20 protein-coding genes, 1 other RNA gene and 1 pseudogene are annotated in these 20,654 nt (G+C 58.3%); 15 read left to right on the top strand and 7 right to left on the bottom strand.

The features are described 5' to 3' along the window. Positions 1-20 precede the first annotated feature (20 nt). Both JQN68_RS02610 and gloA read left to right on the top strand, forming a co-directional pair. Positions 21-947: a 5'-nucleotidase gene (locus tag JQN68_RS02610; RefSeq protein WP_249620995.1), complete on the top strand. Its 927-nt coding sequence runs from the start codon at positions 21-23 to the stop codon at positions 945-947. Positions 948-970: 23 nt separating this feature from the next. Then, a complete protein-coding gene (gloA, locus tag JQN68_RS02605; protein WP_225071353.1) occupies positions 971-1,375 on the top strand; it encodes a lactoylglutathione lyase in 405 nt (134 codons plus the stop codon). A gap of 182 nt (positions 1,376-1,557) precedes the next feature. On the opposite strand, the gene JQN68_RS02600 is transcribed toward gloA, so the two are convergent. Next, a complete protein-coding gene (locus JQN68_RS02600; RefSeq protein WP_225071354.1) occupies positions 1,558-2,571 on the bottom strand; it encodes a nitrogen fixation protein NifQ in 1,014 nt (337 codons plus the stop codon). A 527-nt stretch (positions 2,572-3,098) separates the two neighbouring features. Between JQN68_RS02600 and JQN68_RS02595 the strand changes: the two genes are divergently transcribed. Both JQN68_RS02595 and JQN68_RS02590 read left to right on the top strand, forming a co-directional pair. Next, complete coding sequence (locus tag JQN68_RS02595; RefSeq protein ID WP_225071355.1) at positions 3,099-3,734, top strand: flavodoxin family protein; 636 nt, start codon at positions 3,099-3,101, stop codon at positions 3,732-3,734. A 785-nt stretch (positions 3,735-4,519) separates the two neighbouring features. Continuing rightward, positions 4,520-5,959 (top strand): FAD-binding oxidoreductase, encoded by a 1,440-nt coding sequence (locus JQN68_RS02590; protein ID WP_249620994.1) that lies wholly within the window; start codon positions 4,520-4,522, stop codon positions 5,957-5,959. Here the strand turns inward: JQN68_RS02590 and JQN68_RS02585 are convergent. Continuing rightward, positions 5,922-6,338: an HD domain-containing protein gene (locus tag JQN68_RS02585; RefSeq protein ID WP_225071357.1), complete on the bottom strand. Its 417-nt coding sequence runs from the start codon at positions 6,336-6,338 to the stop codon at positions 5,922-5,924. The two genes, JQN68_RS02590 and JQN68_RS02585, sit on opposite strands and share 38 nt — an antisense overlap. A gap of 108 nt (positions 6,339-6,446) precedes the next feature. Between JQN68_RS02585 and JQN68_RS02580 the strand changes: the two genes are divergently transcribed. The 3 genes from JQN68_RS02580 (at position 6,447) to JQN68_RS02570 (ending at position 9,216) form a co-directional block, all read left to right on the top strand. Then, positions 6,447-7,412: an endonuclease/exonuclease/phosphatase family protein gene (locus JQN68_RS02580; protein ID WP_225071358.1), complete on the top strand. Its 966-nt coding sequence runs from the start codon at positions 6,447-6,449 to the stop codon at positions 7,410-7,412. Positions 7,413-7,564: 152 nt separating this feature from the next. Beyond that, positions 7,565-7,843 (top strand): ACT domain-containing protein, encoded by a 279-nt coding sequence (locus JQN68_RS02575; protein WP_225071359.1) that lies wholly within the window; start codon positions 7,565-7,567, stop codon positions 7,841-7,843. An 11-nt stretch (positions 7,844-7,854) separates the two neighbouring features. Next, a complete protein-coding gene (locus tag JQN68_RS02570) occupies positions 7,855-9,216 on the top strand; it encodes a PFL family protein (RefSeq protein WP_225071360.1) in 1,362 nt (453 codons plus the stop codon). Between the two features lie 476 nt (positions 9,217-9,692). On the opposite strand, the gene JQN68_RS02565 is transcribed toward JQN68_RS02570, so the two are convergent. Beyond that, positions 9,693-11,171: a protein adenylyltransferase SelO gene (locus tag JQN68_RS02565; RefSeq protein WP_225071361.1), complete on the bottom strand. Its 1,479-nt coding sequence runs from the start codon at positions 11,169-11,171 to the stop codon at positions 9,693-9,695. Positions 11,172-11,409: 238 nt separating this feature from the next. Here JQN68_RS02565 and JQN68_RS02560 point away from each other — a divergent pair, with 238 nt between their 5' ends. From JQN68_RS02560 to JQN68_RS02550, 3 genes are all read left to right on the top strand, one after another. Next, positions 11,410-12,708: an L-lactate MFS transporter gene (locus JQN68_RS02560; protein WP_225071362.1), complete on the top strand. Its 1,299-nt coding sequence runs from the start codon at positions 11,410-11,412 to the stop codon at positions 12,706-12,708. Positions 12,709-12,824: 116 nt separating this feature from the next. Next, complete coding sequence (locus JQN68_RS02555) at positions 12,825-13,028, top strand: rhodanese-like domain-containing protein (RefSeq protein ID WP_225071363.1); 204 nt, start codon at positions 12,825-12,827, stop codon at positions 13,026-13,028. A gap of 363 nt (positions 13,029-13,391) precedes the next feature. After that, positions 13,392-15,899: a sensor domain-containing protein gene (locus tag JQN68_RS02550; protein ID WP_225071364.1), complete on the top strand. Its 2,508-nt coding sequence runs from the start codon at positions 13,392-13,394 to the stop codon at positions 15,897-15,899. Positions 15,900-15,963: 64 nt separating this feature from the next. On the opposite strand, the gene JQN68_RS02545 is transcribed toward JQN68_RS02550, so the two are convergent. Continuing rightward, entirely contained in the window at positions 15,964-16,251 is a 288-nt protein-coding gene (locus tag JQN68_RS02545) for a hypothetical protein (protein WP_225071365.1), read from the bottom strand. Between the two features lie 89 nt (positions 16,252-16,340). Continuing rightward, positions 16,341-16,535: a PspC domain-containing protein gene (locus JQN68_RS02540; protein WP_225071366.1), complete on the bottom strand. Its 195-nt coding sequence runs from the start codon at positions 16,533-16,535 to the stop codon at positions 16,341-16,343. A gap of 206 nt (positions 16,536-16,741) precedes the next feature. Between JQN68_RS02540 and JQN68_RS02535 the strand changes: the two genes are divergently transcribed. The 3 genes from JQN68_RS02535 to JQN68_RS02525 all read left to right on the top strand — a co-directional run bounded on the left by JQN68_RS02535 (position 16,742) and on the right by JQN68_RS02525 (position 18,374). Beyond that, complete coding sequence (locus JQN68_RS02535) at positions 16,742-17,917, top strand: AI-2E family transporter (RefSeq protein ID WP_225071367.1); 1,176 nt, start codon at positions 16,742-16,744, stop codon at positions 17,915-17,917. A gap of 34 nt (positions 17,918-17,951) precedes the next feature. Beyond that, positions 17,952-18,131: non-coding RNA, 6S RNA (ssrS, locus tag JQN68_RS02530), on the top strand. 30 nt (positions 18,132-18,161) lie between these two features. After that, a complete protein-coding gene (locus JQN68_RS02525; protein ID WP_225071368.1) occupies positions 18,162-18,374 on the top strand; it encodes a hypothetical protein in 213 nt (70 codons plus the stop codon). Here the strand turns inward: JQN68_RS02525 and JQN68_RS02520 are convergent. Beyond that, on the bottom strand, positions 18,371-18,598 hold the full coding sequence (locus JQN68_RS02520) for a hypothetical protein (protein WP_225071369.1): 228 nt from the start codon (positions 18,596-18,598) through the stop codon (positions 18,371-18,373). The two genes, JQN68_RS02525 and JQN68_RS02520, sit on opposite strands and share 4 nt — an antisense overlap. A gap of 120 nt (positions 18,599-18,718) precedes the next feature. Between JQN68_RS02520 and JQN68_RS02515 the strand changes: the two are divergent. Next, positions 18,719-18,859, top strand: a pseudogene (locus JQN68_RS02515) (four helix bundle suffix domain-containing protein); the annotation flags it as partial. Positions 18,860-18,872: 13 nt separating this feature from the next. On the opposite strand, the gene amrS reads toward JQN68_RS02515, so the two are convergent. Further along, positions 18,873-19,895: an AmmeMemoRadiSam system radical SAM enzyme gene (gene amrS, locus JQN68_RS02510; protein ID WP_225071371.1), complete on the bottom strand. Its 1,023-nt coding sequence runs from the start codon at positions 19,893-19,895 to the stop codon at positions 18,873-18,875. 171 nt (positions 19,896-20,066) lie between these two features. On the opposite strand from amrS, the gene JQN68_RS02505 reads away from it, so the two are divergent. Further along, positions 20,067-20,627, top strand: a complete 561-nt coding sequence (locus tag JQN68_RS02505) for a hypothetical protein (protein WP_225071372.1) — start codon at positions 20,067-20,069, stop codon at positions 20,625-20,627. Positions 20,628-20,654: the final 27 nt, after the last annotated feature.

Below are 20,654 nucleotides of genomic sequence, written 5' to 3'. Positions count from 1 at the left end.
AAACCAGCCAGGAAGGAAACATGCCCTACATCCTTGATAACCGTCTTGTCGTCGGCCTGGCCTCAAGTGCCCTGTTCGACCTTGAGGAGTCCGACGCCATTTACCGCACTCGGGGGCCCATTCGATATCGCGAGTTTCAGCGCGAGAAGCAGGATGTTCCTTTGAGCCAGGGGGTCGCATTTCCTTTTATCCGGCGGTTGCTTTCCCTCAACGAACTCGATCTGGAAAATCCGCCGGTGGAGGTCGTGCTGCTGTCCCGCAATAGCCCGGATACCGGGTTGCGGGTAATGAACTCCATCGAGCATTATCGGCTGGGCATGACGCGGGCGGTGTTTCTGGAAGGGGGAACCCCGCATCGGTATATTCCGGCCTTGAACATCAGCCTGTTTCTGTCGGCCAACGAAGCCGATGTCCGGCAGGCCATTCATGCCGGCATGCCCGCCGGCCAGGTACTCCAATCGCAGTTTTCCGATCTGGATGATGACCGGGAGCTGCGCATCGCCTTCGACTTCGACGGCGTGCTGGCCGATGATGAAGCGGAGTCGGTGTTTCAGACCGAGAATCTGGTGGCTTTCCAGATGCACGAATTGGAGAAGGCTTTGGTGCCCCACAGCCCGGGGCCTCTGAAGACCTTCCTCGAAAAGGTGGCCGGAATCCAGCTGATGGAGGAGCAACGAGCCGAAGCGGACAGCGCCTACGTCAAAAAACTGCGCATCGCCATCGTTACGGCACGCAGCGCCCCGGCTCATCGGCGCGTCATCAATACTATGCGGCATTGGGGGATCAACATCAACGATGCTTTTTTTTTGGGGGGCATCGAAAAGAAAAAGGTGCTGGAGGTCCTCAACCCCCATATCTTTTTCGACGATCAAAAATTGCATCTGGAATCGGCCGCCAGCGTATTGCCTTCAGTGCACATTCCTTTCGGGATAACCAACCAGGCGTAGCCTAACAATCCAAGGAGTCCATTATGGCCGACGAGATGGAATTTCGCGTTTTGCACACCATGATCAGGGTCTTGGACCTGGAACGCAGCATTGACTTCTACACCCGTATTCTCGGGATGAAACTGCTCCGCAAGAACGACTATCCTGGCGGCGAATTCACCTTGGCGTTTGTCGGCTATGGCGACGAGAAGTCGCAGGCGGTGATCGAACTGACCTATAACTGGGGGCGTAAGGAAGCGTACGCCATGGGCGACGGCTTCGGCCACATCGCCATCGGCGCTCGTGATATCTATGCCCTTTGCGACCGGTTGAAGAAAGCCGGCGGCAAGGTGGTACGCGAGCCGGGCCCGATGAAGCACGGCACGACCCATATCGCCTTCATTGAAGACCCGGACGGCTACAAGATTGAGTTGATCCAGGTGGGATAGTGTCCCGTGCGGTTCTTGTCCTCAAATTCCGGCCCTTTTGGTCGCTGGCTACGTTCCGCCTGCTCGACTTGACTCTGGCTAGGCCTGCATCGGCGCGCCTTGCCAGCAACCCAAATCGCTCAGAATTTCTCGACACGACTAACCGCACGGGACACTGAGCCGAGGCAGGGCGCTACGGCCTCTCACTCGTCCCCGCTGAAGCACAAGGCATAGTCGCTGCACTCTCCGCAGTTGGGGGATTTGCACATGAAGCCGCCATTTTGGTTGCAAACCTCTTTGAACAGGAACCGCTTCCATCGCATTTTGCGATGGTTGGCTGTGAACAGGCTCGGCAGATGGCGGCGGATTGCCGCGCTCAACTGGGACCGCTCAAACAGGCCCATGGCGACCCAGAGGTGCCCGGGATGGGCAGTCCGGGCGGCAATGATTTTGGCCAGGAGCAAGGCAATCGGATCCGGTTCACCCGATGGCAGCAGGGGCACATGGGATAGCAGAATGCCGCGCACCTCCTGGTTTGGCTCTGGGGAACTATTGGTGCCTGTCGTGTCGGTGCCTTGAGCGATTCCGGTATCGCTGCCCGGGAAAAAATGCCGCTTCAGGAATACCAATTCTTCCCGTTGCAATCCCAAGGCCTCATGGGGCGGACCGGGTTCTTGTGATGCCACAGCCATCAGGCAGGTAAACAGGTGGCGATCCTCCTCCGTGGTTCCAGGTGGCCCGGTCGCTGCCATCAATGCACGGAAGATCGGGTCCTGGTCATTCACCTTCGGGCCATGTTCTGCAGGCGAAGGCGCGTACAAGGAACGCACCGTTCCGGTCCGGCTGTCGGCACTAGCGATGGCCGCATGCAGGGCTGCCACGGCCAGGTCGGCACAATAACCGCGGTCGGGTGGCAAACCTGCTAGCAAAGCGTCCACCTGCGCGGCCTCGATTCGTTGCGCCCGGTCAATTTCGGTACCGGTAGCCAGTTCGGCGACCGCGGCACAGGTGGCCATGGAGTAACCACAACCGAATACCTGGTAGCGAATCGCGGTAATATGTTGCTCACGAACGGCAATGGTGAAGCGCACCGCTATCTTTCGGCCGGCTTCCTCGGCTCCCAAGCCGACTTCGCCGGTGCCATCGGCATCCGGCAACACACCGACCCGCCTGTAATCCGTGGCCCAACGCCGCATGGTTTCGGTATAGCCCTGCATTGATGTGCCTCCTTGGGGATTAATTGGGCTGCTGAAGTCATCGCTGGCCGTCTCGCCAGCCAGTTATTCTCCGAAAACACGCTACCAGTCAATGACGGGCTGTAAGGGTAGGTAATTTCTTTATGTGGTTCTGCAAAAGGCTCACCAATCTGAAAAGGCCTCAAAACCCCGATATAGCCGTTTGTCATGCGGCGACCAGGGCATTCAGCAGACATCCATGGTGAATATTTAAGCAGAGGCGGGGGGCCATCCAGGCTTGGAGGACGCGGTTTCCGGTGGGCGGAAGGCTTCGTTTTGGGTGGTAGCGACTGTACCGATCGACTGTTATCAATTTCAGGTAAGCGTGGTAAACTTCTTTCAAACCCGAAGGGGTTTTAATAGGAAAAAGTCTACAGCGCCAGCACCGATGATAGCAAGTTTCACTCTTGGAGTATCTCCTCTATGGCAACAGATGAACGCATGGCAGTTGAAAACTGAGGAAGCCGGGTTGGAAGTCGAGACCACTTTTTAAAAAGGAGAAATAGCTTATGAAGGTTGCAGCTTTTAATGGAAGCCCCAACAAAGAAGGCAATACTTATTATGCAATAACAATCGTTGCCAAAGAACTGGAAACTGAGGGAATAGAGACAGAAATTTTCCACGTTGGCGATAAAACGATCAGGGGGTGCATCGCCTGCGCTCAGTGTATCAAAAATAAGAATGAGGAATGCGTCCTCCCTGGTGACGAGGTCAACGAGTGGATCCAGAAGATGAAGCAGGCGGATGGTATCATCCTGGGCTCACCGGTTCATTATTCGGCCATCGGGGGTACCATGAAAGCCTTCCTCGACCGAGCCTTTTATGTGACCAGTTTCAACAACGGCATGTTGCGACACAAGGTCGGTGCTTCGGTGGTGGCCGTGCGCCGTTCCGGCGGCCTTCCGACCTTTGATCAGCTGAACAATTATCTTTGCTATTCCGAGATGTTGATAGCAACATCGAATTACTGGAATGTGATCCATGGTACTCTTCCCGGTGAAGCCGTTCAGGATGAAGAGGGTGTGCAGATCATGCGGGTACTTGGAAAAAACATGGCATGGTTGATGAAAATCGTGGAAAACGGACAAGGAAAAATTGTGCCGCCGGAGAGGGAAAAGAAACGTTTTATGAATTTTATTCGTTGATGCGGCCCCAGGCCCACTTGTCGTTCAAAGCCCGATGCTGCACGTCAAACAGTGTCGGGTTTTTTTTGTGATTTCCTTTTTTCTCCAGCGATACTTGCCGAAGATTTGAAAATGGTGTGCATTATCTCGCTCCGCCATGGAAATTTCATTGGATGGTTCATCGTATGCTCAAATTTTATTTGATTTGCAGTCCTGAAGTTGTAAAATGCCAAATATGACATGTGTATTTTTTGGTTGCCCCAGTCCGCTCCGGAAGATTCTGTAACCGGATGCGGTGTAAGCAAACAATATTGTTATGTAATTTTCAAAGGAGGAAGACAATGGGAAGTGTCAATCTTGTCCTTTGGCATGGTTTTCTTCTCGGTACTTTTTCTCTTGCGCTGATTGGATTAGGGTTTTCCTTGAAGGAAACATGGCGATATTTCCGTGACAGGAATCAGTAGTCCGGATTATCGCCTGAAGAATCCTTTCAGCATCGCGTAACGGTTGCTTGACCCAAACCGCTTCGCTGTATTTCCGGCAGGTAGGGTCGACCGTGTCGCTCTCCATCCGCGGTGGCGATTTCCCGCTTTCGCCAGCCGGCCAACTCTTGCAATCCCCTCGGCAGCCCCTCCTCTGCGCCCGGTTGCAGGAGCCCCGCCCAGAATACCTGTCTTATCACCGCCCCCGGTTTAGCACATCCATCCGGCATTTTTCCCGTCAGCCTTGGATGGTGACACCCGTTTATTCGCGTTACAATGGACTTGGTTTGATAATTTGGCATCCTTGGAAGAAAGTGGAGACCCATGCCTTTGAGAATTGCCACCTTGGAAGATGACTGGACCTCCCTCGCCGACAGCCAGTTGGGGGATTTGGCCGCGCAATTGCGCGGTGACCTGGTACGGATGGGGGATCCGGAATATGAAACGGAACGCCAAATCTGGAACGGCATGATCGATCGGCGGCCGGCCCTGGTCGTGCGCTGTGCCCAGGTTTCCGATGTCGTGGCGGCGGTCAAGTTCATGCGTGCCCATGGATTACGTGCTTCGGTACGGGGCGGGGGGCATAACGTGGCCGGAAAGGCCTTGTGCGACGGCGGCCTGGTCATCGACCTCGGTCGCATGAACCGTGTCCAGGTCGATTCCGCGTTATTGACGGCCCGGGTCGAGGCCGGTGCCCGCTTGGGCGATGTCGATGCGGCGGCCCGACCCTTCGGGCTTGCCGTCCCTGTCGGGGTGGTCAGCCGTACCGGCATCGGCGGGCTCACCCTGCATGGCGGTATGGGCTGGCTGCTGCGCCGCGATGGCTTGACGGTCGACAACCTGCTGGCTCTGGATGTGGTCACGGCGCAGGGAGAATCCATCACGGCCGGCCCCGGGGAGCATGCCGACCTGTTCTGGGCCCTGCGTGGCGGCGGCGGCAATTTCGGCGTGGTGACCTCCTTCACCTATCGCCTGCGGCCGGTTGGCCGTCAGGTCTGGTTTGCCACCGTGCTCTACCCCTATTCCAAGGCGCAGCAGGCCATTCGTTTTTGGCGCCAGTTCATGGCCGACGCACCGGACGAACTCAGCTCCTTCTGCGTATTGCGCGGCCGCCCCATGCAAGCTGCCGGAAAGGTTGTCCGCCAACCGGTGGTGGCGTTTCTGGCCTGCTATTCCGGGCCCTTTGAACGGGGCGAAGAAGTCATCCGGCCCCTGCGGGAATGGGACCAGCCCATCGCCGATCTTTCAGCCCCCATGGATTATCACCTCGGCGTGCAGCGCATGTTCGACAAGGATTATCCGGCGGGCCGTTGCTATTACTGGAATTCCCTGTTTTTCAACGACCTCGATGCGGCGACCATCGAGCAAATCGTGCATTACGCCGGAAGCGGACCATCGTCCTTGTCCTCGGTGAACATCTGGGCGCTGGGCGGGGCCATGAACCGGGTAAGCCCGTCGGAAACCGCCTTCTGCAAGCGGGATTGCCAATTCATGGTGGCGGTGGAGGCCAACTGGGAGGGGCGGGAGCATGCGACGGCCAACGTGGCCTGGGTGGGAGACTTTGTGGAGGCCCTGCGTCCTGCCTCGCGCGCCGGAGCCTATCTGAACTTTCCCGGCGGAACCGGCGCGCAGGCGGATCTCATCAAGGAGTGTTACGATAAAAACTTCGCCCGGTTGCAGGCGGTCAAGCAGTGCTACGACCCGGAAAATATCTGGCGGTGCAACTTCAACATCCTTCCCGGCAGCCCTCCTCCAGGCGATTGACCCGACGATCCGCTTCCTTGAGGATGGCCAATTCAGGATAATCGAACCGTGACGGCGAATGGTGATTGCCGACGATGTCGACCACCATCCGCACTTTTTCGGACGGAAGGCCGATACCGGTCAGCAATTCCCGGACAATGGGCGGGCCGTACTGTTCCTGGGTCTTGCCGTTGTTGTAGCCCAGTTCCCGCTCCGAAGGTTTAATGCCGACATCGTGGAGCAGGGCCGCAGCCAACACCACATCGCCGTCGCAGGGCGGAGCTGTTTCCATGAGGATTTCGGCATGCTGCAGGACATTCACGGCATGCTGGATGCGGCGGTAGTCGTTCTCGAAGAAATCGGCAAGGATTTTGATCAGTTGACCCTTTAAATACGGCATGTTCACTCCGATCTCAGGCGGGGCTGGGGCGGTTGCTGCGGCTGATGATAGGTATCATTACTCGGCCATGGATTTCAAGACAAGGCGAAAAAGGAAAAGATAAGGACCATGCGATTGGTTTTTTTTTCTGGTTGGTGGCTTTTTGGATACCTGGTGTTGGCCGGCTTGATCCTGTCCTGGATCTTTGGCGATCAACTGGTCCTGACGCGTTATACGGGCTATCTCATGCCCTGGCTGCTGCTTGGATTGGTGCCCGGAGCACTGTGGGGCCTGCTGGCGCAGCAACGCGCTCTCGCCGCCTTGCTGGGGATTTCGGTGGTTATCATCATGGCCGCTTATGCCCCTTTGTTCTGGCCGCGCAAGGCGGTGTCCGTGCCGGGAGCCATGGAACTCAAGGTCCTCAGTTACAACGTCTGGTCGAAAAATTCGCATGTGGACCGCATGGCCCATGTGGTGCGGACGGAACAGCCGGATCTGCTGCTTTTGCAGGAAATCACACCCAAGGTATTCGAGAGACTCAAACATAGCCTCCAGGGCCTATATGAGAAGCAGGACCTCTACTATACCTATGAGCCGAAGTTTCTACTGGCGGTGATCAGTAGATATCCGCTTGCACCCAAAGAAATCACGAAGGGGATGGGGCGCGTGCAGAAGGTGGTTCTGGCGTCTCCGGATGCCGGCATTACGGTTTATAACGCGCATTTTGTGCGACGGGGCGGGTGGCAGCGCCGCCGCCTCCAGATTGCCACGCTGTTACAGGAAGACATCGTCCACAAACAGGGGCCGGTAATTTTGGGCGGAGACTTCAACACCACCGATCAATCGCAAACCTATGGCATGCTCTCCAAGTATCTGTCCAATGCTCATTGGCAGGCGGGCTTCGGGTTCGGATTTACCTATCCTTCCCCTTCGCTGAGAGTTCGCGGCCGCATTCCCTTGCCGGCCCTGGCGCGTATCGATCACATTTTTTTCAACGATAACTTGGTTGCCATCCAGGCCGGGACCCTGAAAGATTCGGGCGGCTCTGATCACTTTCCGGTCGGGGCAATTTTGCGTCTAAAACCCTCTCCATAGGGCGGATTTTCTGCGACAGGAAGCACCTCCAGTCTTGACCTCGTCGTGCTTTATCTTCATATTGTGCGTTTGTCCCACCTTTGCCCTTGCAATGGACCTGATACCCTTTGCCGTGCAGATTTTGCATGAGGAATAACCAAAAAGGATTGCCCATGTCATCGAGTCGTTTCGTCATTACGGTCATCGGTCTGGACCGGGTCGGCATCGTTGCCGGAATTACCCGGGTGCTGGCCGAACACCAGGTCAATATCGCCGATATCCGGCAGAGCATCATGGATGACCTGTTCACCATGATCATGCTGGCCGAAGCCAAGGGGGAGAACTTTGACCTGGCGGCTTTTCAGCAGGCCATGCAGGCCATCGGCAAGGAACTGGGTGTGGAGGTCATCGTGCAGCATGAGGATGTTTTCCGCTTCATGCACCGCATCTGAGGAGGCCGGCCATGCTGATTCATCCCGAGGAAATTCTTGAAACCATCAAGATGGTGACCACCCAGCATCTGGATATCCGCACCGTCACCATGGGCATCAACCTGCGCGGTTGCTGCCATCCGGATCTGGAAACCTTCAACAGCCGGGTCTACGACCGCATCCTGCGCTGCGCCGAAAACCTGGTCCGGACCGCCGAAGAGATCCAGAACCTGTACGGCATCCCCATCATCAACAAACGCATCTCCGTAACGCCCATCGCCATCGTTGCGGAAAGCTGTCAGTCGGAGGATCTGGTCTCCGTGGCGCACACCCTCGATCGGGCCGCCCACGAGGTGGGCATCGATTTCGTCGGCGGTTTCAGCGCCTTGGTGCAGAAGGGCATGACGCCCGGCGACCTGCGTCTCATCCAGTCCATTCCCCAGGCTCTGGCCACCACCCGCAAGGTCTGCGCCTCCGTCAACGTGGCGACCACCAAGGCCGGCATCAACATGGATGCGGTGGCCCTCATGGGCCGCATCATCAAGCAGACCGCGGAAGCGACCCGGGATGCCGGCGGCCTCGGCTGCGCCAAACTGGTGGTCTTCGCCAACGCTCCCGACGACAATCCCTTCATGGCCGGCGCCTTCCACGGCATCGGCGAACCGGACTGCGTCATCAATGTCGGGGTCAGCGGGCCGGGGGTGGTCAACCACGCCGTGCGGGAGTTGCGGAATCCTTCCCTCGGGGAGATTGCCGAATGCATCAAGAAGACCGCCTTCAAGATCACCCGCATGGGCGAGATGGTCGGCAGGGAGGTCGCCCAACGCCTTGGCGCCCAGTTCGGGGTGCTGGATCTGTCCCTGGCGCCGACCCCGGCGGTAGGCGACAGCGTGGCCGCCATTCTCGAAGCCATGGGCCTGGAAAGCTGCGGGACCCACGGCACCACCGCCGCCCTGGCGCTGCTCAATGACGCCGTCAAGAAGGGCGGCGCCATGGCTTCGTCGTCCGTGGGCGGCCTGAGCGGGGCTTTCATTCCGGTGAGCGAGGATGAGGGGATGATTCGGGCGGTGCAGCGCGGTTCCCTGACCCTGGACAAGCTGGAGGCCATGACCTGCGTCTGCTCCGTGGGCCTCGACATGATCGCCGTGCCGGGCGATACCTCGCCGGCCACCATCTCGGCCATCATCGCCGACGAGATGGCCATCGGCATGATCAACAAGAAAACCACGGCGGTGCGCATCATTCCGGCGCCGGGGATGAAGGTGGGGGATATGGTGGAGTTCGGGGGGCTCCTCGGCATCGCGCCGGTGATGCCGGTACACAATTTCAGCTCCGAGGTCTTCATCGCCCGCGGCGGTCGGATTCCGGCACCGATTCAGTCTCTGACCAACTGACACAGCAAAACCAGGTTCACGACTTACCTGGCAGCGTCTTCGAATCACCGAGAGGCCAACGATCCCGGCTGCCGGCCGGGACCGGCGAACCTGGTTTTCCGGTTTTGACGTGGATAGTATCCAAGGTCAAAAGCAAGATCGCGGGTCGCGTCCCGCAGGACGCCTTTCTTTTTATCCAAGCGGCCACAAGTAAGCAAAAAGGGCCTTTCTCCTGCGGAGTGCATGGCATTCGCGGGAGGCGGCGGCTTTTATCAACGGGTCCACATCTTACGTGAAAACGTCTTCGATCCAGCCAGAGGCAAACGGCCCCAGCTGAACAAGTTCAGCTGGGCAGGATTGTTCCGGTGGCACTTCGTTGGGAATGGCAGCGGTGGTAACGGGATGTGCTTTCCATGATGCAGGCCCTGGCCTGCTTATGTTTTTGCCTTCCATCCAACCAGCCGCGCCCGTTACTGCCTTTGGATGCATGGCGCCCGTCAGGTTCCACAGAAAGTCCGGTAGGGCTGGGAGGAAGCAGGCGGCGGCTCGCGATAAGCGGCATATTCGGGGCGATGGTCGTAGGGCCGGGCCACAACCTCGAGGAGCGTTTCCAATACCGCGTAATCGCCCCGTCCGGCGGCTTCGAGGGCGGCTTCGACCCGGTGATTGCGGGGAATCACCGCCGGGTTGTGAGCATCCATGAGCTCCCGGGAGGCCTGGATCGGCTCCTGCTGCCGACTCTGCCGCAGTTGCCAGCGCTGTTGCCATTCGATAAAGGCCGGGTGGCGGAAGGGCGGGCCGTCGGGCGGGGTTTCCAGGGCCAGGTCGCGCAGGGTGTTGGTATAGTCCGCTTGGGCCTGCTGTAGGCAGGCCAGAAAATCATGGACCAGCGCGGCGTCTTCCTCCTCCTCGTTGAACAGTCCCAGTTTGGCCCGCATCCCCGACAGCCAGGTTTTGCGAAACAGCTCAGGAAACGCATTCAGGCAGTTGTTGGCGAGCTCGACGGCTGTTTCCTCATTCTCGTTCAACAGCGGCAGCAGAGTTTCGGCGAAACGGCTCAGGTTCCACTGGGCGATGAAGGGCTGGCGGCCGTAGGCGTAGCGCCCGCCGTGGTCGATGGAGCTGAACACCGTCGCGGGGTCGTAGCGGTCCATGAAGGCGCAGGGACCGTAGTCGATGCTTTCTCCGCTGAGGGCCATGTTGTCGGTGTTCATCACGCCGTGAATAAAGCCGACCAGCAACCAGCGGGCCACCAGGGACACCTGCCGTTCCTGTACGGCTTGCAGCAGGGCCAGGAAAGGATTTTCCGCTTCGATCTGGTCGGGGAAATGGCGGCGCAGGGTGTATTCGGCCAGGATGCGGAGTCCGTCCGGCTTCTTATGGGCCGCGAGATATTCGAAGGTGCCGACGCGGATGTGGCTGGCTGCCACGCGGGTGAGAATCGCTCCCGGAAGAGTCGTTTCCCGATAAACCGGTTCACCGGTGAGAACGACGGCCAGACTGCGGGTGGTGGGGATGCCGAGGCCCTGCATGGCTTCGCTGATGAGGTATTCCCGCAGCATGGGTCCCAGGGCGGCCCGCCCGTCGCCGTTGCGGGAATAGGGCGTACGTCCCGAGCCTTTGAGCTGAATGTCGAAGCGCTCGCCGTGCGGAGTGATCTGCTCCCCCAGCAGCAGGGCCCGGCCGTCGCCGAGGACGGTGAAATGTCCGAACTGGTGGCCGGCATAGGCCTGGGCAATGGGTTCGGCGCCTGCCGGCAAACGGTTGCCGGAGAACACGGCGGCCCCTTCCTCCCCGGCCAGCAATCCGGCATCCAATCCCAGGTCCTGGGCCAGGGCCCGGTTGAAAATGACCATTTTGGGCGCGGCCACCGGCACGGGGTTCAGGCGGGCGTACAGGTACTCGGGCAGCCGGGTGTAGCTGTTGTCGAAATGCCATCCGGGGCGGGGGCTGGTGTTCCTGCCGGAATTATTCATAGAGAGCGGGCTCCTCTCGCAAGTGACCGGGATCCAGGATGTGCAACAAGTCTAACGCAGGTTTTCGAAACAAGGCAAGGCCCCCCTGATTACAGCGGAAACAAAGAATTCCCTTGACCGAAGCCGCCATACCTGATATCCGAAGCCCTCAGTAAAACGATTTTTTATTCGCATATGGCAACAGGCGGGATTGAATTCGATTGAACGTTTTCGGCATTGGCGCAAAAAGGGAGCAATTATGAGTGAACATCCGATCATCCTCAGGAACCGCTGGATTCCGGTAGTGGCCTGCGTCGTCATCCAGTTTTGCCTGGGTACGGCCTACATCTGGTCGGTTTTTCAGACCGGCATCGCCAACAAGTTGTTCGGCGGCAACAACGCGGCCGCCGCGCTGACTTTTTCCCTGCTGCTGGGGGTCCTGACCTTCGGCAGCACCATCGGCGGCCGGATGCAGGACAAAACCTCGCCGCGGCCGGTTATCATGATCGGCGGCGCCATGCTGGGATTGGGGTTCATTCTGGCCTCCTTTTCCACCCCCGCGGCGCCGTGGCTGCTGTGGCTCACCTACGGGGTGCTGGGCGGCTTCGGCATGGGCATGATCTATTCCACCCTCATCGCCTGCTGCCAGAAATGGTTCCCGGACAAAAGGGGGCTGATCACCGGGATCATCGTCTCGGCCCTGGGTTTCGGCGGCGTAATTTTTACGCCCATTGCCCGTGCGCTGATTGTTCGGTTCGGCGAGCGCGGCGAATTGCAAACCTTTTTCTGGCTGGGCGTCATCTTCCTGGTGGTGACCATCCTGGGAGCGCTGTTCGTGGAAAATCCGCCGGTCGGGTTCAAGCCGGAGGGCTGGAGCGGGCCGGTGGCGAATCGGCGCAATATGGCGCATCATCAGGATTTCAAGCCCAGCCAGATGGTGAAAACCCGGCAGTTCTACCTGGTGACCCTGACCCTGTTGCTGGCCTGCATGTCGGGGCTGATGATGATCGGCTTTGCTTCGCCCATTGCCGTGGCCAAGGGTCTGACCGTCGAAGTCGCCGCGGTCGGGGTCATGATCATCGCGATTTTCAATTCCATCGGACGGGTTTTCTGGGGCTACGTGTCGGACAAACTGGGCCGAAAAAACACCATCCTGATTCTGCTGGGGGCGACGGCCGTCAGCAGCCTGTTTGTCAGCGCCGTGCCCGGTCTGATGATCTTCGTGCTCATCGGTATCATGGGGTTTGCCTACGGCGGATTCCTGGGGGTGTTTCCGGCCCTGACCGCGGATTTCTGGGGACCGAGGAACATGGGGGTCAATTACGGCATCGTTCTGCTCGGCTTCGGTGTCGGAGCCATCGCTTCTTCGTATATTGCCGGTTATTATAGAAACCTGGCCAATATCGTGGAAGTGGTCGATGGCGTCAACAAGGTGGTGGGTACGGATCTGGCGAAAATGCAGCCGGCATTCATCATCGCTTCGGCCGCCGCCGTGCTCGGTATCGTGTTCATGTTTCTGCTGAAACCACCGGCGTTGCAGGAGGTGGAGGAAGAGTGACGGGCCGTCCGGCCGCCCGAACTCGCTAAATCTGTCTTATTTTTGCGGCGGGCATGGCATTCGCGGGGGCGGCGGGTAAAGTTGTGGTGACGGAAACCTTTTCAAGGAGGTAAGCCATGCAGAAGTCCGAGGTAAGGCGCGTCACCCCGGCTGAAACCCGCCGCCGCCTGGATGCGGGCCAGGCGATTCTGGTCTGTGCTCATGATTCCGACGAGAAGTTCGCGTCCATGCACTTGCAGGGAGCCGAATCGCTGCATCATTTTCGCAGCAGGCTGGCCGAAATCCCAAAGGAACAGGAGATTATCTTCTACTGCAATTGAACGGATGAAAACACGTCTGCCGGTCGGGCAGTCGAGCTTTGGGAGCAGGGCTATCGCAATCTCGGCGCGCTTGCGGGCGGGGTAGCGGCCTGGAAGGCGGCGGGCCTGGCCCTCGAACCATGAAGGGAGTTTGGAAGGTTCACTTTCGTGGTTCACGCCTTATTTGAAATGTAATGATCAAAAAATTGACACAAAACGATTAAGACTTTTTATTTTTGACTATCCCCAACGGCTCATTTTATCGCCTTTTGCCGAACCGCATCGCACCTTTCCCTTATTTCTCGAAACCTTGGCACAATATTGGCATATATCAAAGTGCCCGAAAATCCTTTTGCGCCGTGACGAAAGGCCGGATCCGTCTCCATGTGCGATTCCCATAAGCCCTTCTCTGAACATCCACCGGAAAACGCTTCAGGCAAGCCTAAACCGGCGGTTGAAAGGCCCGATGCCATTGCGGCCCCGCTGGTCGGTGCCTTGAGCGCCGACCTGTATCGGACCTTCATGGAGCAGTCCATTGACGGCATCGTTATTATGGACATGGAAACGGCGGGCGTGATCGATGCCAACACGGCCTTTGCCGAAATGCTCGGATATACGGTGGAAGAAGTGTGCCGGATGAAGGTCTGGGATTGGGATGCACACTGGTCGCAAAAGGAACTGGAACAACGGTTCGCGGACAACGACTGGTCGGAACGACGATTCGAAACCCGCCACCGGCGCAGGGACGGCCGGATTTTGGATGTGACCATCAGCTCAACGCAGATCCAGTGGCAAGGAAAACCGGTGAGTTTCTGCGTGGTCAGGGACATCAGCGAGGCCAAACACCAGCAGGACAACCTGCGGCAGGAGCTTGCACGCTGGCAACTGTTGATGGAGCATTCCTACGACGGTATAGTGATCTTCGACCCCAGCAACCACTCGGTCCTGGAAGTTAATCCGGCTTTTGCCCACATGCTCGGCTATGAGCCCGGGGAAATGATCGGTATGCATCCCTGGGACTGGGATGCTCGTTTCAGCCGTTCCGAGATAGAATCCATGGCGGATTCGCATCCGCCCGATGAGGAACGGTTTCTCGAAACCTGCATGCGTCGCAAGGACGGTGATTTTCGCGAGGTGGAGATCAACGGCACCCCGATGGCATCGTTCATTAACATCTGTGTCTGTCGCGACGTCACCGCCCGCAACCAAGCCGAACGGTTGTTGATGGCCCGCGAACAGGAATTTCGCAGCCTGACGGAAAATTTTCCCGACGCCATCGTTCGTTATGACCGGCAGTTGTGCCGGCTTTACGTCAACCCCGCCTTCGAACGCCTGGTCGGCAAGAACAAGACCGCACTGCTTGGCCGGCCTTTGGAAAACTCCCCGTCCTTTGATCTGTCCACCTATCGCGCCGCTCTCGAAGCAACTCTTGAAAGCGGACAGCCCCGGGAACTCGAATTCAATCCAAGCCCCTCAGAGAACCCGGCCCGCTGGGCCCATGCCCGCTTCCAACCGGAATTCGGCAAGGATGGCGTGGAGGTCCAATCGGTACTGGTGGTGGTGCGCGACATCAGCGAAATGGTTGAGCAACGGGAATTGGCTCGACACCTGGCCTTTACCGACACCCTGACCGGCCTGCCCAACCGGGCCCTGTTCGAAAAGCGGTTCAGGGATGCGGCCGATCCGGTGCAGGCGGCGGACAAACCCTTTGCCCTGCTGATCCTCGACATCGATCATTTCAAGGACATCAATGATACTCTCGGTCACCAGACCGGCGACGAACTGTTGCGTCAGGTGACCATGCGTCTGCCGCGCTGCATACGCGAATGCGATACCATCGCCCGGCTGGGGGGCGACGAATTCGCCATATTGATGACCGGCATCCAGGCCGTCGGTGACGCCACCGAAGGAGCTGCCCGAATCCTGGATACCCTACGTAGGCCCTTTCATATTGACAGCCAGGAAATATTTGTTTCCGGTAGCATCGGCATCGCCTGTCATCCTTGGGACAGCAACGATCTGAATGAATTGTTCACCTTTGCCGACACTGCCCTGTACAGCGCCAAACGGCAGGGCCGCAACAATTTTCAATGTTATTCGCCGGCCCTTTCCCGTCATGCCGCTGACCGGATGTCCCTCCTCTCGGCCTTGCGGCACGCCTGCAGGAACGAGGAACTGCAACTTCACTTCCAACCTAAGGTGCTGTTGGAAAGCGGCCAGGTGGTCGGCGCCGAAGCCCTGGTACGCTGGCACCATCCGGAGCGCGGCATGTTGATGCCCGATCGGTTCATCACTCTCGCCGAGGAGAGCGGTGCCATCATCGGGATCGGTCGCTGGATCCTGGCTAACGCCTGCCGCGCGGCCGTGCGGTTCAACCGGGAAGGTGCCGCATCTTTTAAAATTGCGGTCAACCTTTCTTCTCGGCAATTTATCCAGCACGATCTGGCCGGAGAGGTGAAAGGGATTCTGGAAGAGACGGGCTGTCGTGGAGAATGGCTGGAATTCGAGATCACCGAAAGCCTGATGATTGAGGACAACCGGGAGATCCGGGCGACCTTCGAGGCCTTTCGGGATTTGGGCATTTCCATCGCCATCGATGATTTTGGCACGGGTTATTCGGCGCTGAATTATCTCCGCCGGTTTCCCATGAATGTACTCAAGATCGACCGTTCCTTCATCAACGGCATCGAAGCCGACCCGCAGAAGGCCGGCCTGGTTATGGCGTTCATTTCCGTAGGCACGACCCTGGGGATGGAGATCGTCGCAGAAGGGGTGGAAACCGCCGCCCAGTCGGCCGTGCTGCAACAACTGGGTTGCGCCCTGGGGCAGGGCTACCTGTTCGGCCGACCTCAATCCTTGGAAGATTTAATGGGTCTGCTACAGGCCCGGTAAGCCCATCTCCACCGGGGAGCGTCCCGAATGGAGAAAGAGGCCCATTTCGGAGCGTTGAGCAGGGTTACTGCTTCAGGGTGGCAAGGTGCTCCAGCAGCGCCTGCAGTTCGCTCTCTGTCAGCTTGGGACCGAAGTTGCTTTTGCCCATCATCCGGTCGACCGTCTGTCGCCAGGTGGCCGGATCGTGGCCGGCACGTTCAATTCTGCCTGTATCGTGGCAGACCGTGCAGCGGGTCTGAAGAATTTTCCCGCCGTCCACTTCCGCTGCCTGTGGATTCCTTTCCGGACAGCCTGGCAGGAGCAGCCCGCCCAGGAGCGCACCAAAAAGTACTGCCCATAGCCGCTTTTTCATTGTCGATCTCCTTGTCGGTGACGTTTTCAGCGTGATGCCGGAAAATCCCCCGCTTCTTCGCTGTTGGCCTGAAAGGCGACCACCTTGTGCTATGTTTCCGCCTTGGGCATCAGAATCCATAACAGCAGATAGATGAGAATTCCCGGGAAGGCGGCACTGAGTATGCTGACCAGCACGTAGATAAATCGTACGACCCACGGGGTCCAACCGTAATACTCCGCAAACCCGCCGCATACCCCGGCGATCATCCGATTGTTTCTGGAACGGGCCAGTTGTCGGCTCATGCAAAAACCTCCTTGATGCTGCTATACCATATCAACCTGTCGGAATTTTGCAATGGAATGCCGGCAATACTTTTGGGCCCGCCGGCCGCGGATTGGTCGCGCGAAAGCCGATCGCCAAAAATTCCGATTGAACGAAAAAAGAGGTCGTGTAAGATGACATCAGGTTCATCCACGATGTTGACCCGGGGCCAAAGGGGGCGGAGTAAATGCCTGAAATGAAAGAAGATGCTGCAAATTCGCAGAAACCGGAGCTAGGCGGCGGCGATTCGTCCGCCATCCAGTACAATCGCAACGGTCAGGCAAAGCTGCAGCAGCGCTCGTTCCTGCTGATGCTGACCCTGGTATCCCTGCTGTTTCTGTTTCTGCTGAAACCGTTTTTCGGTGCGGTCTTTTGGGCTTGCGTCATCGGCATTCTGTTCCATCCCCTCCACCTGAGACTGCTCCGGACCTGGCAGCGGCCCAATCTGGCGGCGTTGACGACGCTGATGGTTTGCCTGCTCATCGGCATTGTTCCCGTCCTGTTCGTGCTGGGCTCCTTCTTTCAGGAAGGAACCCAGATTTATCAACGACTGCAGACCGGCGAACTCAATCCCGCCGCTTTCCTTGATGGCGTCAAACAGAGGGTGCCGGCTGTGACCGCCATGATGGACCGCTTTGGTCTGGACCTGAGTGCTCTTCAGGACCAGTTTTCCGAATTAGCCATCACCCTGAGCCGGCATGTGGCCGAGAATGCCGTTCAACTCGGACGCGGGACCCTGCGCTTTTTTATCAACCTGGGTCTGATGCTGTACATGGCGTTTTTCATGCTGCGCGATGGCTCGAGACTGGTGGATCTGCTGATTCGCGCCTTGCCCCTTGGCGACGATTGCGAGCGCCTGCTGTTGGCCAAGTTTGCCGAGGTCACCCGGGCCACCGTCAAGGGCAACTTGGTGGTGGCCACGGTCCAGGGCACCCTGGGCGGAATCATCTTCTGGCTGCTGGGCCTGCCGGGGCCGTTGCTGTGGGGGGTGATCATGACCTTGTTGTCCCTCATCCCCGTGGTCGGCGCCGGTCTGATCTGGGGGCCGGTGGCCATCTATCTGGTGGCGGTCGGCAAATGGGTGCCGGGACTGATCCTGGCGGCCTTTGGAGCTGGAGTGATCGGACTGGTGGACAATATCCTGCGCCCCATCCTGGTCGGCCGCGACACCAAGCTGCCTGATTACATGGTGCTGCTTTCCACCCTCGGCGGCATTGTACTGTTCGGAATGAACGGGTTTGTCGTCGGCCCTTTGATCGCGGCGCTGTTCGTGGCTTTCTGGGAGATCTTCATTCGAGAGTTCAATCCCTCCATGCCGGTGGTTGCCGAAGGGGACGGAAATGGTGCGCAAAAGGAAAGCTAAATGTGCTAAAATACTTGTAGAAGACGGAGAATGGCTACCTCTGGGGTGCCGACACCGCTGATCGATGTTCGCCAACACTTCCAGAAAATGCCCCGATGAGGTCCCGGTGAGCAGGCCCGTCTCGGAACGGGAAGCCTGAAGGGTCCCGGGTGGGCATGAGTAATATGGCAGAGCGAACAGCCCTGAGTCGCGGATCGGCACCACCGGAGGTTATTTTTTTGCCCATTTATCAGGAGCAGGGAAAATGATTATCGATCTGGACGCGCTGAAAAACCTGATTACCAAACGCACCGATGAGATTGAACAAATCGTTGCCGGCAGCGGCTATCTGGTCCGTACCGTCGTCGGGGTGGGTACCTATCTGCTGGATCTGGACGGCAACGTCGACCTGCTGACCGCCAAACAACAGGTCACTTTCGAGAGATTCATCAAACCGCTGCTCGAGAAGTCGATTTAATGCCCTCCGCAACAGCCTTCCGGCGTCTTTCCGTTCACCATCTCATCGATACTTTCGTCCATGGCCTGTTCCAAAGCGATGATGGTGGCCTCGAACTGCGTGGCGGCCAGGCCCTTAGCGCAGGCGGGGCAGGTGGAATAGGTCTTTTTGAACCAACTCAGGGTCTGGTGCAGCGCTGCCCCGCAGTAGGGGCAGCCCAGCATCAACATTTCTTCCGCAAGCACGTTGCTGATCTCCTCGGTGTGAATTGGCGGGCATGCAGTGCCCAATGATGTTGAACTGCCTCGCCAGCTTAACAGAAGCGCGGGTGTTTTGGCCATACCAAGGTTTATCCTGAACTCGCGGCCAACGCGGTTTTGGTCTTGATCGCCGTGGCTTGCGCGTTGCTGGATCGTCAGATGGCACGCCTGGCCGAAGAGTTTGAAAATAAGGGTGGCTTTTCGGAACGCCTGCACCGCATTCGCAGCCGAAAACGAGGCTATTGACAGCCACGGTATTTCATTTCCCTGGCCCCATGCCGATTCCCGCTATGACTTTGCCACAGGCCGGGCAACCGCCGTCAGGCCGGAGGTGGTTTTCCACCACCTGGAAGCCGAGGCGACGAATCACCACCTCACCGCAGTCGGGGCAGAGGGTGTCGGCTTTTTCCGCGACGTTGCCCAGGTAGATGTAACGCAATCCCGCCTCACGGCCGATGGCCGCCGCCCGGTGCAGGGTTGTCACGGGGGTCGGCGGCACGTGATTCATACGGTATTGGGGAAAAAAGCGGCTGATGTGCCAAGGCGTGTCGGTACCCAGTTCCTTGACCACAAAATCCACCAACTCGCGGAGTTCGACCGGATCGTCGTTAAGGCCCGGAATGATCAGGGTGGTTATTTCCAGCCACAGTCCGAGGGTCTTCATTTTGATCAGACTGTCGAGGACCGGCTGCAGCTTGGCGCCGATGTGATGGCGATAGGTTTCATCGCGGAAGCCCTTCAGGTCGACGTTGGCGGCATCCAGCCAGGGACGGGCGTCATCGAGGAGGTCGCCGGTCATGTAGCCGTTGGTGACGAACACATTCGCCAGGCCCGCGCCGTGGGCCAGAAGTCCCGTATCACGAGCGTATTCGTAGAAGATGGTCGGCTCGGTGTAGGTGTAGGCGATGGACCGGCAGCCGGCCTTTTGCGCCTGGGCAACGATGTGGGCGGGGGAGGCCGGGTGGCCGCCCAAGAGGTGCTGCTCGCGGGGCATCTGGGAGATTTCCCAGTTCTGGCACCAGGCGCAGCGGAAATTGCAGCCCGGTGTGGCGATGGAGTAGGACAGGGAGCCGGGGTGGAAGTGGAACAGGGGTTTCTTTTCAATGGGATCGACGGCCTGGCTGATGGTGCGGCCGTAGACCAGGGTATAGAGGACCCCGTCGCGGTTTTCCCGCACCTGGCAGAGCCCGAGTTGTCCGGCGGCAATGGCACAGTGGTGGGCGCACAGCCGGCAACGAACCCGATTTCCCGTCAGTTTGTCGTAAAGCAGGGCTTCTTTCATGGCTGGCCTCCCTGATGGATTTTCCTTCAGTCTACCAGTTTCTTTTCGGCCGGAAGCGACTTTCCGGCAGTTTGGGTGTCGGGAGGGAGACTGCGGTCTTTAAAAAACCGGAGAAAACTGCTATTATTCCACTTCGTTCATCTTATTCCAAAAAATCTGCTGCGAGGTGTTATGCCGGTTCTTGTTGAAGCCATTTCCATCATTGTCCGCATGGATGCCATTAACATGAAGTATTCCGGAGGATGGCTGGGCTTCATGCGCGGGGTGCCCAATCAGACCCTCTGCTTTGATGATGATCTGGCGCGTATCGGTTTCATGGCCTCCAACGAAGCTGAAGCATACATCCGGACGCTGGTGCAGGGCGGGCTGACTTTCATGCATGAGGAGCAGGCCATCGATATTGCCGTGATCGATCAGATCCGTGGCCCCCTGGTGCCGGTAAAGTGGCTGGATTTTGCGCGCGTGCCTCTGGCCACGCCCGAACAGAAGGTTACCGCATGCTGGCTTCATCATGCACCCAAGGGGACTGTTGCACCACGTCCGGCGCCGCCCATGACCCTGGCCACTCCGGCCGGCTGGCAGTACGAAGAGTCCCTGAGTGCCAATGTGCGCTTCGTTTCAGCGGATGATCTGGATGAAAACTTCAAATTCCTGCGCCATGAGCCGGGTGTCGATGTATACCTGGATGTGACCACGGGGCAGGAGGTTTACGTCGGCCGCAAACGCCGCTGAGGGGCAGGGCGGCTGCTGGTTTTGTGC

The sequence above is a fragment of the Desulfuromonas sp. CSMB_57 genome (assembly GCF_020194955.2).
Lineage (GTDB): Bacteria > Desulfobacterota > Desulfuromonadia > Desulfuromonadales > Syntrophotaleaceae > JAFCIY02.
Note: the sequence above shows the minus strand (reverse complement) of the source record. Positions and strands in the feature narration are given on the sequence as shown.

Bases quoted from the DNA above. Each gene is read 5' to 3' on its own strand.
- JQN68_RS02610 (WP_249620995.1), top strand. From the start codon at position 21: ATGCCCTACATCCTTGATAACCGTCTTGTCGTCGGCCTGGCCTCAAGT.
- gloA (WP_225071353.1), top strand. From the start codon at position 971: ATGGCCGACGAGATGGAATTTCGCGTTTTGCACACCATGATCAGGGTC.
- JQN68_RS02600 (WP_225071354.1), bottom strand. From the start codon at position 2,571: ATGCAGGGCTATACCGAAACCATGCGGCGTTGGGCCACGGATTACAGG.
- JQN68_RS02595 (WP_225071355.1), top strand. From the start codon at position 3,099: ATGAAGGTTGCAGCTTTTAATGGAAGCCCCAACAAAGAAGGCAATACT.
- JQN68_RS02590 (WP_249620994.1), top strand. From the start codon at position 4,520: ATGCCTTTGAGAATTGCCACCTTGGAAGATGACTGGACCTCCCTCGCC.
- JQN68_RS02585 (WP_225071357.1), bottom strand. From the start codon at position 6,338: ATGCCGTATTTAAAGGGTCAACTGATCAAAATCCTTGCCGATTTCTTC.
- JQN68_RS02580 (WP_225071358.1), top strand. From the start codon at position 6,447: ATGCGATTGGTTTTTTTTTCTGGTTGGTGGCTTTTTGGATACCTGGTG.
- JQN68_RS02575 (WP_225071359.1), top strand. From the start codon at position 7,565: ATGTCATCGAGTCGTTTCGTCATTACGGTCATCGGTCTGGACCGGGTC.
- JQN68_RS02570 (WP_225071360.1), top strand. From the start codon at position 7,855: ATGCTGATTCATCCCGAGGAAATTCTTGAAACCATCAAGATGGTGACC.
- JQN68_RS02565 (WP_225071361.1), bottom strand. From the start codon at position 11,171: ATGAATAATTCCGGCAGGAACACCAGCCCCCGCCCCGGATGGCATTTC.
- JQN68_RS02560 (WP_225071362.1), top strand. From the start codon at position 11,410: ATGAGTGAACATCCGATCATCCTCAGGAACCGCTGGATTCCGGTAGTG.
- JQN68_RS02555 (WP_225071363.1), top strand. From the start codon at position 12,825: ATGCAGAAGTCCGAGGTAAGGCGCGTCACCCCGGCTGAAACCCGCCGC.
- JQN68_RS02550 (WP_225071364.1), top strand. From the start codon at position 13,392: ATGTGCGATTCCCATAAGCCCTTCTCTGAACATCCACCGGAAAACGCT.
- JQN68_RS02545 (WP_225071365.1), bottom strand. From the start codon at position 16,251: ATGAAAAAGCGGCTATGGGCAGTACTTTTTGGTGCGCTCCTGGGCGGG.
- JQN68_RS02540 (WP_225071366.1), bottom strand. From the start codon at position 16,535: ATGAGCCGACAACTGGCCCGTTCCAGAAACAATCGGATGATCGCCGGG.
- JQN68_RS02535 (WP_225071367.1), top strand. From the start codon at position 16,742: ATGCCTGAAATGAAAGAAGATGCTGCAAATTCGCAGAAACCGGAGCTA.
- JQN68_RS02525 (WP_225071368.1), top strand. From the start codon at position 18,162: ATGATTATCGATCTGGACGCGCTGAAAAACCTGATTACCAAACGCACC.
- amrS (WP_225071371.1), bottom strand. From the start codon at position 19,895: ATGAAAGAAGCCCTGCTTTACGACAAACTGACGGGAAATCGGGTTCGT.
- JQN68_RS02505 (WP_225071372.1), top strand. From the start codon at position 20,067: ATGCCGGTTCTTGTTGAAGCCATTTCCATCATTGTCCGCATGGATGCC.